Here is a 14,299-nt window from a genome sequence, read left to right on the forward strand (position 1 = left end):
ATCCCCTCATGTCCGACCGCCTGACCCTGCTGCGTCCCGACGACTGGCATATTCATCTTCGCGATGGTGCTGTGTTGCCCAATACAGTCGCGGATGTCGCGCGCACCTTTGGTCGCGCCATCATCATGCCCAACCTGGTACCTCCGGTGCGTAACACCGCTGAAGCCGACGGCTATCGCCAGCGGATTCTCGCTGCACGCCCGGCTGGCAGCCGCTTCGAACCGTTGATGGTGCTGTACCTGACCGACCGCACCCAGCCCGAAGAAATTCGCGAGGCCAAGGCCAGCGGCTTCATTCACGCCGCCAAGCTGTACCCGGCCGGCGCGACCACCAACTCGGACTCTGGCGTCACCAGCATCGACAAGATTTTCCCTGCGCTTGAGGCCATGGCCGAAGTCGGGATGCCCTTGCTGGTTCACGGTGAAGTCACCCGTGGCGATGTCGACGTGTTCGATCGCGAAAAAATCTTTATCGATGAGCACATGCGTCGTGTGGTCGAGCGCTTCCCGACGCTCAAAGTGGTGTTCGAACACATCACCACCGCTGATGCCGTGCAGTTCGTCAACGAGGCTTCGGCCAACGTTGGCGCGACCATCACCGCGCATCATCTGCTGTACAACCGCAACCACATGTTGGTGGGCGGGATTCGGCCGCACTTCTATTGCCTGCCGATCCTCAAGCGCAACACCCATCAGGAAGCCCTGCTCGACGCCGCCACCAGCGGCAGCGACAAGTTCTTCCTGGGCACCGACTCGGCGCCTCACGCCCAGCACGCCAAAGAAGCCGCTTGCGGCTGTGCCGGTTGCTACACCGCTTATGCAGCGATCGAGATGTATGCCGAAGCCTTCGAACAGCGCAACGCGCTGGACAAGCTCGAAGCCTTCGCCAGCCTCAACGGCCCGCGTTTCTACGGCCTGCCGGTGAACACCGATCGCATCACCCTGGTCCGCGAAGAGTGGACCGCCCCAACCAGCCTGCCATTTGGCGAGCTGACTGTAATCCCGCTGCGCGCCGGTGAAAAACTGCGCTGGCGCCTGCTGGAGGAACACGCGTGAGTGAAGACCATTTCGACGACGAACAGGACGGTCAAGGCGGCGGAGGTGGTTCACGCCACCCGATGGCTGAGCGCTTCCGTGGATACCTGCCAGTCGTTGTCGACGTTGAAACCGGTGGTTTCAACTCTGCCACTGACGCCTTGCTGGAAATTGCCGCAACTACCATCGGCATGGACGAAAAAGGGTTTGTGTACCCCGATCACACCTACTTCTTTCGTGTAGAGCCTTTTGAAGGCGCGAACATCGAAGCGGCCGCTCTGGAATTCACCGGGATCAAACTCGATCACCCGCTGCGCATGGCAGTGAGTGAAGAAGCAGCGCTGACCGACATCTTCCGCGGCATCCGCAAGGCCCTGAAAGCCAACGGTTGCAAACGGGCAATTCTGGTCGGGCACAACAGCAGCTTCGATCTGGGCTTTCTTAACGCCGCTGTCGCGCGCCTGGACATGAAACGCAACCCGTTCCATCCGTTCTCGAGCTTCGATACGGCAACCCTGGCCGGTCTGGCTTACGGCCAGACCGTACTGGCCAAGGCCTGTCAGGCCGCCGATATCGACTTCGACGGTCGTGAGGCCCACTCGGCTCGTTATGACACCGAGAAGACGGCAGAGCTGTTCTGCGGCATCGTCAATCGCTGGAAACAAATGGGCGGCTGGGAAGATTTCAACGACTGATCTGTCGCTGATTAATCCCGCGCATAAAAAAACCGGCCACTGAGGCCGGTTTTTTTATGCCTGACGCTTGGGCTTACAGCGCCGCAGCGTGCTCGGTCAGGTAAGCAGCAACGCCTTCTGGAGAAGCGTTCATGCCCTTGTCGCCTTTTTTCCAGTTGGCAGGGCAAACTTCGCCGTGCTCTTCGTGGAATTGCAGAGCGTCGACCAGACGAATCAGCTCTTCCATGTTACGGCCCAGCGGCAGGTCGTTGATGATCTGCGAGCGGACAACGCCTTTGTCGTCGATCAGGAACGCGCCACGGAATGCAACGCCGTCAGCGGATTGAACGTCGTAGGCCTTCATGACTTCCTGCTTGATGTCGGCAGCCATGGTGTAGCGAACCTGGCCGATACCGCCATTGTTCACCGGGGTGTTGCGCCAGGCGTTGTGGGTGAAGTGCGAGTCGATCGAAACGGCGATCACTTCAACGTTGCGTGCCTTGAAGTCAGACATGCGATTGTCCAGAGCGATCAGCTCGGACGGGCAAACGAAGGTGAAGTCCAGTGGGTAGAAGAACACCAGACCGTATTTGCCTTTGATGGCCGACGACAGGGTGAAGCTGTCTACGATTTCGCCATTGCCGAGTACGGCCGGTACGGTGAAGTCTGGGGCTTGTTTGCCTACGAGTACGCTCATTGAATATCTCCTGGTCTATTAACGTGAAGAACTGGGTTCGCATCAGCCTGCCACCCTCAGGCGACAGCCCTGTGACACGACCCCCTTCGCAAGGACCGACCATCATACACGGCGTTTTTGAGCTGTCCTTAACGGATTTTCAACGTCACGGTGAAATTGCCGTCTGCGACGATGCTGGCAGATTGCCGGTCTGAAACCGTTCGTCAGTGACCCGCGCTTATAACGCGAAGCTTTCAGAAAGCACTTTGACAATCATTCTCGTTAACATTAAGATCCATCGCAATTGAGTCACAACCAGCGACGGTTTTCACTTATGTATGTCTGCCTCTGCACTGGCGTCACCGACGGTCAAATCCGCGATGCAATCTATGAAGGTTGCTGCAGCTACAAAGAAGTCCGTCAGGCCACCGGCGTAGCCAGCCAATGCGGCAAATGCGCCTGCCTTGCCAAGGAAGTGGTTCGCGAAACCCTGACCAAATTGCAATCGGCCCAGGCCGCGATTCCTTACCCTGTAGAATTTACTGCTGCGTAAATACCGTATTTCAAAGAACCGGACTTAATGTCCGGTTTTTTTATGTCTGAAAATCAATCGCTTACGCTCTAGACGCGGAACACAAACATTCTTATTCCGATTAATTTTCATTTAAGTTTCAATAACTTAGGTTTGACACTCTTAGTTGTGCGGCTCAAACTCTGCCTTATAGACAGCTACTTAGGGCAGGACCCCACCATGAAAGGCGACGTTACAGTCATCCAGCATCTCAACAAGATCCTTGCCAATGAACTGGTCGCGATCAATCAATACTTCCTGCATGCACGCATGTACGAAGATTGGGGCCTGAACAAGCTCGGCAAGCACGAATACCACGAATCCATCGACGAGATGAAGCACGCGGACAAGCTGATCAAGCGCATCCTGTTCCTTGAAGGCCTGCCGAACGTCCAGGACCTGGGCAAGCTGCAGATCGGCGAACACACCCAGGAAATGCTTGAGTGCGACCTGCGTATCGAACGCACCGGTCATGCCGATCTCAAAGTGGCTATCGCTCATTGCGAAACCGTTGGCGACTTTGGTAGCCGCGAATTGCTTGAAGATATTCTTGAATCCGAAGAAGAACATATCGACTGGCTGGAAACCCAACTGGGCCTGATCGATAAAGTCGGTCTTGAGAACTATCTGCAATCGCAGATGGGCGAAGAGTAAGTTAGCGCCCGCTAAATTCGAGATAACAAAAAGCCCCGCGCTCTTTTAAAGAGGCGGGGCTTTTTTATTGCCTACAGAGCCTGAATCAAGCTTCGGTCTTGTTGGCAGCAGCCGCTTCGACAGCAGCCTTGATGGTGGCCTGCAACGAACCGTCAGCAGCCATCTCGGTCATGATGTCGCTACCGCCGACCAGCTCACCGCCCACCCACAGTTGCGGGAAGGTTGGCCAGTTGGCGTATTTTGGCAGGTTGGCGCGGATTTCCGGGTTCTGCAGGATGTCCACGTACGCAAACTTTTCACCACATGCCATCACGGCCTGCGCGGCTTTCGCGGAGAAGCCACACTGCGGGGCATTCGGCGAACCTTTCATGTAAAGCAGAATGGTGTTGTTAGCAATCTGCTCTTTAATCGTTTCGATGATATCCATGGAGCACCTCGGCTGAACTTTCCGACTCAGGGGTCGGCACGGTGGCGCATTGTAACGGAAACCCGAGCACCCTGCTCGGTCTCCCCGACAGACTTGATCAAGCCGCCGCCACGGTCACTGGCACACCGTTCAACGCGGCATTGCCCGACAACTCATCGAGCTGACACTCGTCGGTCAAGTCATTGGCGCTGGAGCCCGGCTGACCACTGGCAATGGTCATCTGCACGCCCGGCCGCGCATGGCCCCAACCGTGAGGAAGACTGACCACACCTTTCATCATATCCAGACTGCCAAGCACTTCAACTTCAATCACACCGACCCGCGAACTGACCCGCACGCGCTGCCCGTCGTTGAGCCCACGGCTGGCGAGGTCATCCGGGTGCATCAGCAATTGATGGCGCGGTTTGCCCTTCACCAGACGGTGATAGTTGTGCATCCACGAGTTGTTGCTGCGAACATGACGGCGGCCAATCATCAGCAACTCATCGGCCACTGGTGCTTGCAAGGCTGCAAAGCGCGCCAGGTCGGCAAGGATCACTGGTGGCGCAGCCTGGACGCGCTGGTTGGCGGTTTTCAGGCGTGGCGCCAGATTGGATTTCAGCGCCCCGAGATCGACACCATGCGGGTGATCGAACAAGGTCGCCAGCGACAATTTCTGTTCCGAGGCATCGCCATACAACCCCATCCGCAAGCCACGGTCGATCATCTGCGCTGGCGGGATCGTCGGTTTCAGTTCCTTGCCGGTCTTCGCAGCAAAGGCCTTGGCCAGCCCCACGAAAATCTCCCAGTCATGCAACGCACCTTCGGGCTTGCCCAGGATTGCGCGGTTGAACCGAGTGACGTTACGCACCGCGAACATGTTGAATGTGGTGTCGTAGTGATCGTTTTCCAGGGCCGATGTGGACGGCAGGATCAGGTCGGCATAGCGCGTGGTTTCATTGATGTACAGGTCGATGCTGACCATGAACTCCAAACCGTCCAGGGCCTGTTCCAGTTGTCGGCCATTGGGCGTCGACAGTACCGGATTACCCGCCACGGTAATCAGCGCGCGGACCTGCCCTTCCCCTTCGGTAAGCATCTCTTCGGCCAGCGCCGAGACCGGCAGTTCTCCACCATATTCAGGACGCCCGGAGACCCGGCTCTGCCACAGATTGAAATGCCCACCTGAGGTGGACGCCACCAGGTCCACTGCGGGCTCGGTGCACAACGCCCCTCCCACGCGATCGAGATTACCGGTGACCAGGTTGATCAGTTGCACAACCCAATGACACAAGGTACCGAACGCCTGGGTCGAGACACCCATGCGGCCGTAACAGACCGCCGTCGGCGCCGCCGCAAAGTCCCGCGCCAGTTGGCGGATCTGTTCGGCGGGCACCGCGCACAGCGGGCTCATGGCTTCGGCGGTGAAGTTCGCGACGGCTTCCCGCACCTCATCCAGACCGTCCACCGGCAAATGACTGTCGCGGGTCAGGCCTTCAGCGAACAGGGTATTGAGCAGTCCGAACAACAACGCCGCATCGCCACCGGGGCGCACGAACAGATGCTGGTCGGCAATCGCCGCGGTTTCGCTGCGGCGCGGATCGACCACCACCACTTTGCCGCCGCGGGCCTGAATGGCCTTCAAGCGCTTCTCCACATCCGGCACGGTCATGATGCTGCCGTTGGAGGCCAGCGGATTGCCGCCGAGGATCAGCATGAAATCGGTCTGATCGATGTCCGGGATCGGCAACAGCAAACCGTGGCCGTACATCAAATGGCTGGTCAGGTGATGGGGCAACTGATCGACCGAGGTCGCGGAAAACCGGTTGCGGGTTTTCAACAGGCCGAGAAAGTAATTGCTGTGGGTCATCAGCCCATAGTTGTGCACGCTGGGGTTGCCTTGATAGACCGCCACCGCGTTTTGCCCATGACGCTCCTGAATCGCCGCCAGACGTTCGGCTACAAGGCTGAAGGCGTCTTCCCACTCGATAGGTTGCCATTCACTGCCGACCCGCAGCATCGGCTGACGCAGACGATCCGGATCGTTCTGAATATCTTGCAGGGCGACGGCCTTGGGGCAGATGTGTCCGCGGCTGAATGTATCCTGAGCGTCACCCTTGATCGACGTGATCTGCACCGCGCCGTCGGCCTCGGTGGTTTCGATGGTCAGGCCGCAGATGGCTTCGCACAAGTGGCACGCACGGTGATGGAGAGTCTTGGTCATGGCCAGTCTCTGTCTTGTTCTGGGCGGGCGATATCGGCCGCGGGAACAAAACTATGGCGCCTGATCCACTGCTGCGCCAGCGACGTTCGTCTTGTGAATCGGCGGCCATCAGGCCAGCCGATGACCGCTGGGGATCAGTTCGGCGGCAGCCTCGGCGGCGCCTGCAACTGGATCTCCTGGATGGTTTCGATCTGCTCTTGAGCGACATGAACACCGGTGAGTTCGCCGATCAGTCGCCAGTGCTCGTCGAGCCCGGTGCTGATGGTTGCCATGCGGTCGATCATCCGCCGGCCGGCGGCCTTGGTCACGTCGTCTTCACTGCGCATCAACTCGAAGGACATCGAGGTCATGGACGCGGTGAGATGGGTCAACGAGCGAGCCGTGAGGCCGAGTAATTCCATTAACTGTCGTTCTTTCGATTCCATTCCGAAGGCTTCCTGCGTCGTTCGTACGTTAGTTATAACCCGCCACTTTGCATTAGCAAATGTTTCAGACCAGACACACCCCGCCATCCTGAGTACAAATGTTTCGAATGACAGGTCAGAAACCGACCGTTGCTACGCCTTCCCCGCCCCGTTTGATTGCAAAGTCCCGCGACCCCAGTGTACAAATGACAGGCTGCTGTCAGGAAACAGGCTTCAAAAGCGCTACTGCGGTCATCCCGTAGCCCCTCTGAAATCCCCTAAAAACCGTAGCCCTATTGGTAAGACGCGACATTTAATTATAAGATCGCGCCTTCCCCTATTTCGTCGCCCCGTGCGGCTTACGCCGCAGGTCTCGCCCGTTTTTCAGTTAAACAAGGCTTTGAGTATCTGCGGTCTGTTGCAAAAAGGTAGTCAATGATGAGCGCAAGGCACTTTCTCTCCCTGATGGATTGCACGCCCGAAGAGCTGGTCAGCGTGATCCGTCGAGGCGTTGAGCTCAAAGACCTGCGTAACCGCGGCGTACTGTTCGAGCCTCTGAAAAACCGCGTGCTCGGGATGATTTTCGAGAAGTCCTCGACCCGCACCCGTATTTCGTTCGAAGCCGGCATGATCCAGCTCGGTGGCCAGGCGATCTTCCTGTCGCCGCGCGACACCCAACTGGGCCGTGGCGAGCCGATCGGCGACGCCGCCATTGTCATGTCGAGCATGCTCGATGCGGTGATGATCCGTACGTTTTCCCACAGCACACTGACTGAGTTCGCCGCCAATTCGCGCGTCCCGCTGATCAACGGCCTGTCCGATGACCTGCACCCGTGCCAGTTGCTGGCCGACATGCAGACGTTCCTCGAACACCGCGGCTCGATCCAGGGCAAAACCGTGGCCTGGATCGGCGACGGCAACAACATGTGCAACAGCTATATAGAAGCGGCGATCCAGTTCGACTTCCAGTTGCGCGTCGCGTGCCCGGAAGGCTTTGAACCCAACCCTGAATTCGTGGCCAAGGCCGGCGATCGGGTCACCATCGTCCGTGATCCGAAGGAGGCCGTACGCGGCGCCCACCTGGTCAGCACCGACGTCTGGACCTCCATGGGCCAGGAAGAGGAAACCGCCAAGCGCCTGAAGCTGTTCGCGCCATTCCAGGTCAACCGCGCCCTGCTCGACCTGGCCGCACCGGACGTGCTGTTCATGCACTGCCTGCCGGCCCACCGTGGCGAGGAAATCAGCGTCGACCTGCTCGATGACCCGCGCTCCGTCGCATGGGATCAAGCCGAAAACCGTCTTCACGCACAAAAGGCCCTGCTCGAGTTTCTCGTCGAACCGGCGTACCACCACGCATGAGCCATCCATTACTGCTGAACCTGCGCAACCTCGCCTGCGGCTACCAAGACCAGCGCGTCGTGCAGAACCTCAACCTGCATTTGAATGCCGGCGACATCGGTTGCCTGCTGGGCTCTTCGGGTTGCGGCAAAACCACCACGCTGCGGGCGATTGCCGGTTTCGAACCGGTACACGAAGGTGAAATCCAGTTGGCGGGCGAGACCATCTCCCGCGCCGGTTTCACCCTTGCTCCGGAGAAACGCCGGATCGGCATGGTGTTCCAGGATTACGCACTGTTTCCGCACTTGAGCGTGGCCGAGAACATCGCCTTCGGGATCCGCAAGCATCCGCAAAAGGATCGCGTCACCGAAGAGTTGCTGGAACTGGTCAACCTGAAAAACCTCGGCAAACGCTTCCCGCATGAGCTGTCCGGTGGTCAACAGCAGCGCGTCGCACTGGCCCGCGCGTTGGCGCCGGAACCTCAACTGCTGCTGCTCGACGAACCCTTTTCCAACCTTGATGGCGAGCTGCGACGCAAGCTCAGCCATGAGGTGCGCGATATCCTCAAGGCCCGTGGCACCAGCGCGATTCTGGTGACCCACGACCAGGAAGAGGCCTTCGCGGTGAGTGACCACGTGGGGGTTTTCAAGGAGGGTCGCCTGGAGCAGTGGGACACGCCTTACAACCTGTATCACGAACCGCTGACGCCGTTTGTGGCCAGCTTCATTGGCCAGGGTTATTTCATCCGCGGTCAGCTGAGCAGCCCCGAGTCGGTGCAGACCGAACTGGGTGAGTTACGCGGTAATCGTGCCTACACCTGGCCGGTTGGCGGTGCGGTGGATGTATTGCTGCGTCCGGACGATATCGTTTATGCACCAGACAGCACGTTGAAGGCGCGGATTGTCGGCAAGTCTTTCCAGGGTGCGTCCACGTTGTATCGCTTGCAGTTGCCGACCGGCGCGCAGCTGGAATCGATTTTCCCAAGCCATGCCGATCATCAGGTGGGTTCAGAGGTCGGCATTCGTGTCGCGGCTGAACACCTGGTGCTGTTTCAGGCGTCGGGCAGTACGGCGGCGCAGATTCCGGTCGTAGAATCCGGTGTCCGCCGCTATAGCAGCGCCCACTAAGCACACGCAATAAAATGTGGGAGCTAGCTTGCTCCCACATTGGGTGTTCGTTTAACTGAGCATTAGCGTGCCGCTTGCAACGAGCGTCGCATTCCCGCCGATTTTCACCCGATCCCCTTCCAGCCGACAGAACAACTCCCCGCCTCGAGCTGAGCGCTGGCAAGCCGTCAGGCTTGACTTGCCCAAACGTTTCGACCAGTACGGAATCAGGCTGCAATGGGTGGAACCCGTCACCGGGTCTTCGTTGATGCCGATCGCCGGTGCGAAGTAGCGGGAAACAAAATCATGCTGGCTGCCCCTGGCTGTGACAATTGCTCCTGGCCACGGCAGTTTCGCCAATGCCGCCATGTCCGGCTGACATTCGAGCACCGCCTGCTCGGATTCCAGCACCACGAACAACTCGTTAGCCCCCAGCACATCAACCGCTTCCACACCCAGCGCGCGCTCGACATCCAGGGTCACGCCCACTTCCGACGGAATGAGCGCCGGGAAATCCAGCCACAAGCGCTCACCCTCACGACTCACGCTTAGCGGGCCGGACTTGCAGATAAAGTCCAGCCGCTCGACCGGCTCTTTATAGATTTCAAACAGAACATAAGCGCTGGCCAGGGTCGCATGACCGCACAATGGCACTTCGGTGGTCGGGGTAAACCAGCGGATGCGCCAGCCCTGCCCTTCGCGCACCACGAAAGCAGTTTCGGCGAGGTTGTGCTCGGCGGCGATCTTCTGCATCAACTCATCGGCAAGCCAGGCATCGAGGCGATAGACCATCGCCGGGTTGCCACTGAACGGCCGATCACTGAACGCATCGACCTGATGAAACTCAAGCTGCATAACCTTCTCCCTTTGTCAGGTCACGGAGCATGAAGCTCCCGGCAACCCGGCACCAGTAACAGAGTCTTTACATTTCCACCATACAGCGCCAGACCGGGAGCCCTCGTCAGGCGCGGCCGATATCAGCGAATTTCGCTTGGGTATGTTCGGCCAGCACCGCGGGTGCCAATTCGACTTCCAGCCCACGCCGCCCCGCGCTGACAAAAATGCTGGCAAAGGGCTGAGCCGAATTATCGATAAAGGTGCGCAAGCGCTTTTTCTGTCCCAGCGGGCTGATCCCGCCCAACAGGTAGCCGGTGGATCGTTGCGCAGCGGCAGGATCGGCCATTTCGACTTTTTTCACGCCCGCAGCATGCGCCAGGCCTTTCAAGTCCAGACTTCCGACGACCGGCACCACGGCCACCAACAATTCACCTTTTTCGCTGGCCGCCAGCAAGGTCTTGAACACCTGCGCCGGATCCAGTCCCAGCTTCTCCGCGGCCTCCAGCCCGTAGGACGCTGCCTTCGGATCATGTTCGTAACTGTGCACGCGATGTTCGGCACGAACTTTTTTCAACAAATCCAATGCGGGGGTCATGACAGCTCCAGGCTTGGCGGCAGAAGAAAAATACTGCGCTGGATTCTAGGCCATTGATCGACAAATGGCTCTATTGCGGCGCTATTTCAAAGGCTTGGCGGCGCCTTATGCCGTTCGTCCACCTTCAGCCTGACGCGTGAACGATGCGGTCATTCATGTGACTAATAGTTCGATTGTGACTGACGGTTCACTTTCGACCTTTGACAGCAGCGTTTCTTGTCTATATTTTTTCGAATCTGAATACTGTACGAATGTTCCTATCGCAGCACCCAGCAGTAGGCCGAGAACAGGATGGGGATCCTGCCTCGGTGAAAATCGCGCTTTGTCCCTGAGGAAAAAGCGCCAGACAACAACAAAAACGAGGTTTTCAATGACAACTGCTTTACAACAACCGTCGCTCTCAAGCCAATGCATGGCCGAATTTTTGGGCACTGCGCTGCTGATATTTTTTGGTACAGGTTGTGTTGCCGCGCTCAAGGTCGCGGGTGCCAGCTTCGGCCTTTGGGAAATCAGCATCATCTGGGGGGTCGGCGTGAGCATGGCGATCTACTTGACCGCCGGCGTTTCCGGGGCTCATCTCAATCCCGCCGTCAGCATTGCCCTGAGCATTTTCGCTGACTTCGAAAAGCGCAAACTGCCGTTCTATATTCTCGCCCAGATCGCTGGTGCCTTCTGTGGAGCGTTGTTGGTTTACACGCTGTACAGCAACTTATTCTTCGATTACGAACAAACTCACCATATGGTTCGTGGTACTCAGGCCAGCCTCGAATTGGCGTCGGTGTTCTCCACCTTCCCCAACCCGGCCCTGACCACGGCACAAGCCTTCCTGGTTGAGGTGATCATCACCGCCATCCTGATGGGCGTGATCATGTCCCTGACCGACGACAACAATGGCTTGCCAAAGGGTCCGCTCGCTCCGCTGCTGATCGGCCTGCTGATTGCCGTGATTGGCAGTTCAATGGGGCCGCTGACCGGTTTTGCGATGAACCCGGCGCGCGACTTCGGTCCTAAACTGATGACTTTCTTCGCTGGCTGGGGTGAAATTTCCTTCACCGGCGGGCGCGATATCCCGTATTTCCTGATTCCGATTTTTGCACCGATTGTCGGTGCCTGCCTCGGTGCTGCAGCTTATCGCGGGCTGATTGCCCGTCATCTGCCCAGCGCCCTGACTGCTACACAGGACGCTGCACCGGCCATTGACGGCAAACCAAGAACTTCTTGATACCGTTGGCGTGTGATCCTGCCCATCAGATCACGCGCCGGACCTCACTCCCTTTTTTCGTCCAAGGCAATCGACATGACCGACACTCAGAATAAGAACTACATCATTGCCCTCGATCAGGGTACGACCAGCTCCCGCGCGATCATTTTCGACCGCGATGCGAACGTGGTCTGCACCGCCCAACGCGAATTCGCACAGCATTACCCGCAAGCCGGTTGGGTCGAACACGACCCGATGGAAATCTTCGCGACCCAAAGCGCCGTGATGGTCGAGGCCCTGGCTCAAGCCGGCCTGCATCACGACCAGGTCGCCGCCATCGGCATCACCAACCAGCGCGAAACCACCGTGGTCTGGGACAAGACCACCGGCCGCCCGATCTACAACGCGATCGTCTGGCAGTGCCGCCGCAGCACCGAGATCTGCCAGCAGCTCAAGCGCGACGGCCATGAGCAATACATCAGCGACACCACCGGCCTGGTCACCGACCCGTACTTCTCTGGCACCAAGCTCAAGTGGATCCTCGACAACGTCGAAGGCAGCCGCGAACGTGCGCGCAAAGGCGAGCTGTTGTTCGGCACCATCGACAGCTGGCTGATCTGGAAATTTACCGGCGGCAAAGTGCACGTCACCGACTACACCAACGCCTCGCGCACCATGCTCTTCAACATCCACACGCTGGAGTGGGACGCGAAGATGCTGGAGGTGCTGGATATTCCGCGCGAGATGCTGCCGGAAGTTAAATCCTCGTCCGAAATCTACGGCCACACCAAAAGCGGCATCGCCATCGGCGGTATCGCGGGTGACCAGCAAGCAGCCCTTTTCGGCCAGATGTGCGTTGAGCCAGGCCAGGCGAAAAACACCTACGGCACCGGCTGCTTCCTGCTGATGAACACCGGCGACAAAGCGGTGAAGTCCAAGCACGGCATGTTGACCACCATCGCCTGCGGCCCGCGCGGCGAAGTGGCTTACGCGCTGGAAGGTGCTGTGTTCAACGGCGGTTCGACTGTTCAGTGGCTGCGTGACGAACTGAAGATCATCAACGACGCCCACGACACCGAATACTTCGCCAACAAGGTCAAGGACAGCAACGGCGTGTACCTGGTGCCAGCCTTTACCGGCCTGGGCGCACCGTACTGGGACCCGTATGCCCGCGGTGCATTGTTTGGCCTGACTCGCGGCGTACGCGTGGATCACATCATTCGTGCAGCCCTGGAGTCGATTGCCTATCAGACCCGCGACGTTCTGGACGCCATGCAACAGGATTCCGGCGAACGCTTGAAATCCCTGCGAGTGGACGGCGGCGCAGTCGCGAACAACTTCCTGATGCAGTTTCAGGCCGACATCCTCGGCACTCAGGTCGAGCGTCCGCAAATGCGCGAAACCACTGCACTGGGCGCCGCTTACCTGGCCGGTCTGGCGTGTGGCTTCTGGGGCAGCCTGGATGAGTTGCGCGGCAAGGCTGTGATCGAGCGCGAATTCGAACCGACCCTGGACGAAACCGCGAAGGAAAAACTCTACGCCGGCTGGAAAAAAGCCGTCAGCCGCACCCGCGACTGGGAACCGCATGAAGGCGCTGAATAAGCCAAGCTGAGTACTCGTAACTGGTAGGGAGCAGATTCCTGCGGCATCATGGGCAAATTTTGCACGGCAGCCCAAAGGAAGCCCCATGAATCTGCCTCCCCGTCAGCAGCAAATCCTCGAACTGGTCCGCGAACGCGGCTATGTCAGCATCGAGGAAATGGCTACGCTGTTCGTCGTTACACCGCAAACCATCCGCCGCGACATCAATCAGCTCGCGGAAGCTAATTTGTTGCGTCGCTACCATGGCGGCGCAGCCTACGATTCCAGTGTCGAAAACACCGCCTACGCCATGCGTGCCGATCAGATGCGCGATGAAAAGCAGCGTATCGGTGAAGCCATTGCGGCTCAAATCCCCGATCACGCCTCGCTGTTCATCAATATCGGCACCACCACCGAATCCATCGCCCGGGCGTTGCTCAATCACAATCACCTGAAGATCATCACCAACAACCTGCATGTGGCTTCGATGCTCAGCGCCAAGGACGACTTCGATGTCCTGCTGACCGGTGGCAACGTGCGGCGTGACGGCGGCGTGGTCGGTCAGGCCAGCGTCGACTTCATTAACCAGTTCAAGGTTGATTTCGCCCTGGTCGGCATCAGCGGTATCGATGAAGACGGCAGTCTGCTGGACTTCGACTATCAGGAAGTTCGGGTGTCCCAGGCGATCATCGCCAATGCCCGACAGGTCATCCTCGCGGCTGACTCCAGCAAATTCGGACGCAACGCCATGATTCGCCTGGGGCCGATCAGCTTGATTGATTGCCTGGTCACCGATCAGCAACCTGTGCCGGCGTTGGCGCAGTTGTTGAGTCAGCACAAGATTCGGCTGGAGGTTGTTTAACCGCGAAGGCGGTTAAACAACCTCGTAGGAGCCAGGCTTGCCGGCGAAGGCGGCCGTGAGTACGCCGTCGCCGGCCAGCCAGGGGCCGCCCCCCCCACGCCCCACCACCCACCACACCCCCTGTTATGTTGGAAAA

General features: G+C 58.5%; 15 protein-coding genes. 9 read left to right on the plus strand and 6 right to left on the minus strand.

Features of this window, described 5'->3' with window-relative positions:
* The first annotated feature begins 8 nt into the window (after window positions 1–8).
* Together pyrC and rnt are read left to right on the plus strand one after the other, a co-directional pair.
* Window positions 9–1,055: a dihydroorotase gene (gene pyrC / locus QF010_RS33685; RefSeq protein WP_033057474.1), complete on the plus strand. Its 1,047-nt coding sequence runs from the start codon at window positions 9–11 to the stop codon at window positions 1,053–1,055.
* Complete coding sequence (gene rnt, locus QF010_RS33690; protein WP_033057472.1) at window positions 1,052–1,729, plus strand: ribonuclease T; 678 nt, start codon at window positions 1,052–1,054, stop codon at window positions 1,727–1,729. The genes pyrC and rnt overlap by 4 nt, the downstream gene beginning before the upstream one ends.
* Window positions 1,730–1,802: 73 nt before the next feature.
* Here rnt and QF010_RS33695 read toward each other — a convergent pair whose 3' ends face one another.
* The gene (locus QF010_RS33695) at window positions 1,803–2,405 is read right to left on the minus strand and encodes a peroxiredoxin (protein WP_033057471.1); all 603 of its coding nucleotides are present in this window, start codon (window positions 2,403–2,405) and stop codon (window positions 1,803–1,805) included.
* Between the two features lie 313 nt (window positions 2,406–2,718).
* Between QF010_RS33695 and QF010_RS33700 the strand changes: the two genes are divergently transcribed.
* Window positions 2,719–2,937: a bacterioferritin-associated ferredoxin gene (locus QF010_RS33700; protein WP_033057470.1), complete on the plus strand. Its 219-nt coding sequence runs from the start codon at window positions 2,719–2,721 to the stop codon at window positions 2,935–2,937.
* Between the two features lie 198 nt (window positions 2,938–3,135).
* Window positions 3,136–3,609 carry a bacterioferritin gene (gene bfr, locus QF010_RS33705; protein WP_008155586.1) on the plus strand — a complete coding sequence of 158 codons (474 nt, stop codon included), beginning with the start codon at window positions 3,136–3,138 and terminating at the stop codon, window positions 3,607–3,609.
* A gap of 85 nt (window positions 3,610–3,694) precedes the next feature.
* Here the strand turns inward: bfr and grxD are convergent, their stop codons facing one another.
* The 3 genes from grxD to QF010_RS33720 all read right to left on the minus strand — a co-directional run bounded on the left by grxD (window position 3,695) and on the right by QF010_RS33720 (window position 6,664).
* Window positions 3,695–4,036: a Grx4 family monothiol glutaredoxin gene (gene grxD / locus QF010_RS33710; protein ID WP_033057469.1), complete on the minus strand. Its 342-nt coding sequence runs from the start codon at window positions 4,034–4,036 to the stop codon at window positions 3,695–3,697.
* A gap of 97 nt (window positions 4,037–4,133) precedes the next feature.
* Window positions 4,134–6,239, minus strand: a complete 2,106-nt coding sequence (locus tag QF010_RS33715; protein ID WP_429534816.1) for a molybdopterin oxidoreductase family protein — start codon at window positions 6,237–6,239, stop codon at window positions 4,134–4,136.
* Between the two features lie 134 nt (window positions 6,240–6,373).
* On the minus strand, window positions 6,374–6,664 hold the full coding sequence (locus QF010_RS33720; protein ID WP_033057467.1) for a hypothetical protein: 291 nt from the start codon (window positions 6,662–6,664) through the stop codon (window positions 6,374–6,376).
* A 417-nt stretch (window positions 6,665–7,081) separates the two neighbouring features.
* Here QF010_RS33720 and argF point away from each other — a divergent pair, with 417 nt between their 5' ends.
* Together argF and QF010_RS33730 are read left to right on the plus strand one after the other, a co-directional pair.
* Entirely contained in the window at window positions 7,082–8,002 is a 921-nt protein-coding gene (gene argF, locus QF010_RS33725) for an ornithine carbamoyltransferase (RefSeq protein ID WP_033057465.1), read from the plus strand.
* Window positions 7,999–9,108 carry an ABC transporter ATP-binding protein gene (locus QF010_RS33730; RefSeq protein WP_033057464.1) on the plus strand — a complete coding sequence of 370 codons (1,110 nt, stop codon included), beginning with the start codon at window positions 7,999–8,001 and terminating at the stop codon, window positions 9,106–9,108. Before argF ends, QF010_RS33730 begins: the two co-directional genes overlap by 4 nt.
* Window positions 9,109–9,159: 51 nt before the next feature.
* Here QF010_RS33730 and QF010_RS33735 read toward each other — a convergent pair whose 3' ends face one another.
* Complete coding sequence (locus tag QF010_RS33735) at window positions 9,160–9,942, minus strand: PhzF family phenazine biosynthesis protein (RefSeq protein WP_033057463.1); 783 nt, start codon at window positions 9,940–9,942, stop codon at window positions 9,160–9,162.
* 106 nt (window positions 9,943–10,048) lie between these two features.
* Entirely contained in the window at window positions 10,049–10,519 is a 471-nt protein-coding gene (gene ybaK / locus QF010_RS33740) for a Cys-tRNA(Pro) deacylase (protein WP_007971306.1), read from the minus strand.
* A 370-nt stretch (window positions 10,520–10,889) separates the two neighbouring features.
* Here ybaK and QF010_RS33745 point away from each other — a divergent pair, with 370 nt between their 5' ends.
* The 3 genes from QF010_RS33745 (at window position 10,890) to QF010_RS33755 (ending at window position 14,163) form a co-directional block, all read left to right on the plus strand.
* Window positions 10,890–11,741 (plus strand): MIP/aquaporin family protein, encoded by an 852-nt coding sequence (locus QF010_RS33745; RefSeq protein WP_033057462.1) that lies wholly within the window; start codon window positions 10,890–10,892, stop codon window positions 11,739–11,741.
* A 75-nt stretch (window positions 11,742–11,816) separates the two neighbouring features.
* A complete protein-coding gene (glpK, locus tag QF010_RS33750; RefSeq protein ID WP_033057460.1) occupies window positions 11,817–13,322 on the plus strand; it encodes a glycerol kinase GlpK in 1,506 nt (501 codons plus the stop codon).
* A gap of 85 nt (window positions 13,323–13,407) precedes the next feature.
* Entirely contained in the window at window positions 13,408–14,163 is a 756-nt protein-coding gene (locus tag QF010_RS33755; protein WP_007916700.1) for a DeoR/GlpR family transcriptional regulator, read from the plus strand.
* The last annotated feature ends 136 nt before the right edge of the window (window positions 14,164–14,299 follow it).

Source organism: Pseudomonas silensiensis (genome assembly GCF_050434865.1).
GTDB lineage: Bacteria > Pseudomonadota > Gammaproteobacteria > Pseudomonadales > Pseudomonadaceae > Aquipseudomonas > Aquipseudomonas fluorescens_W.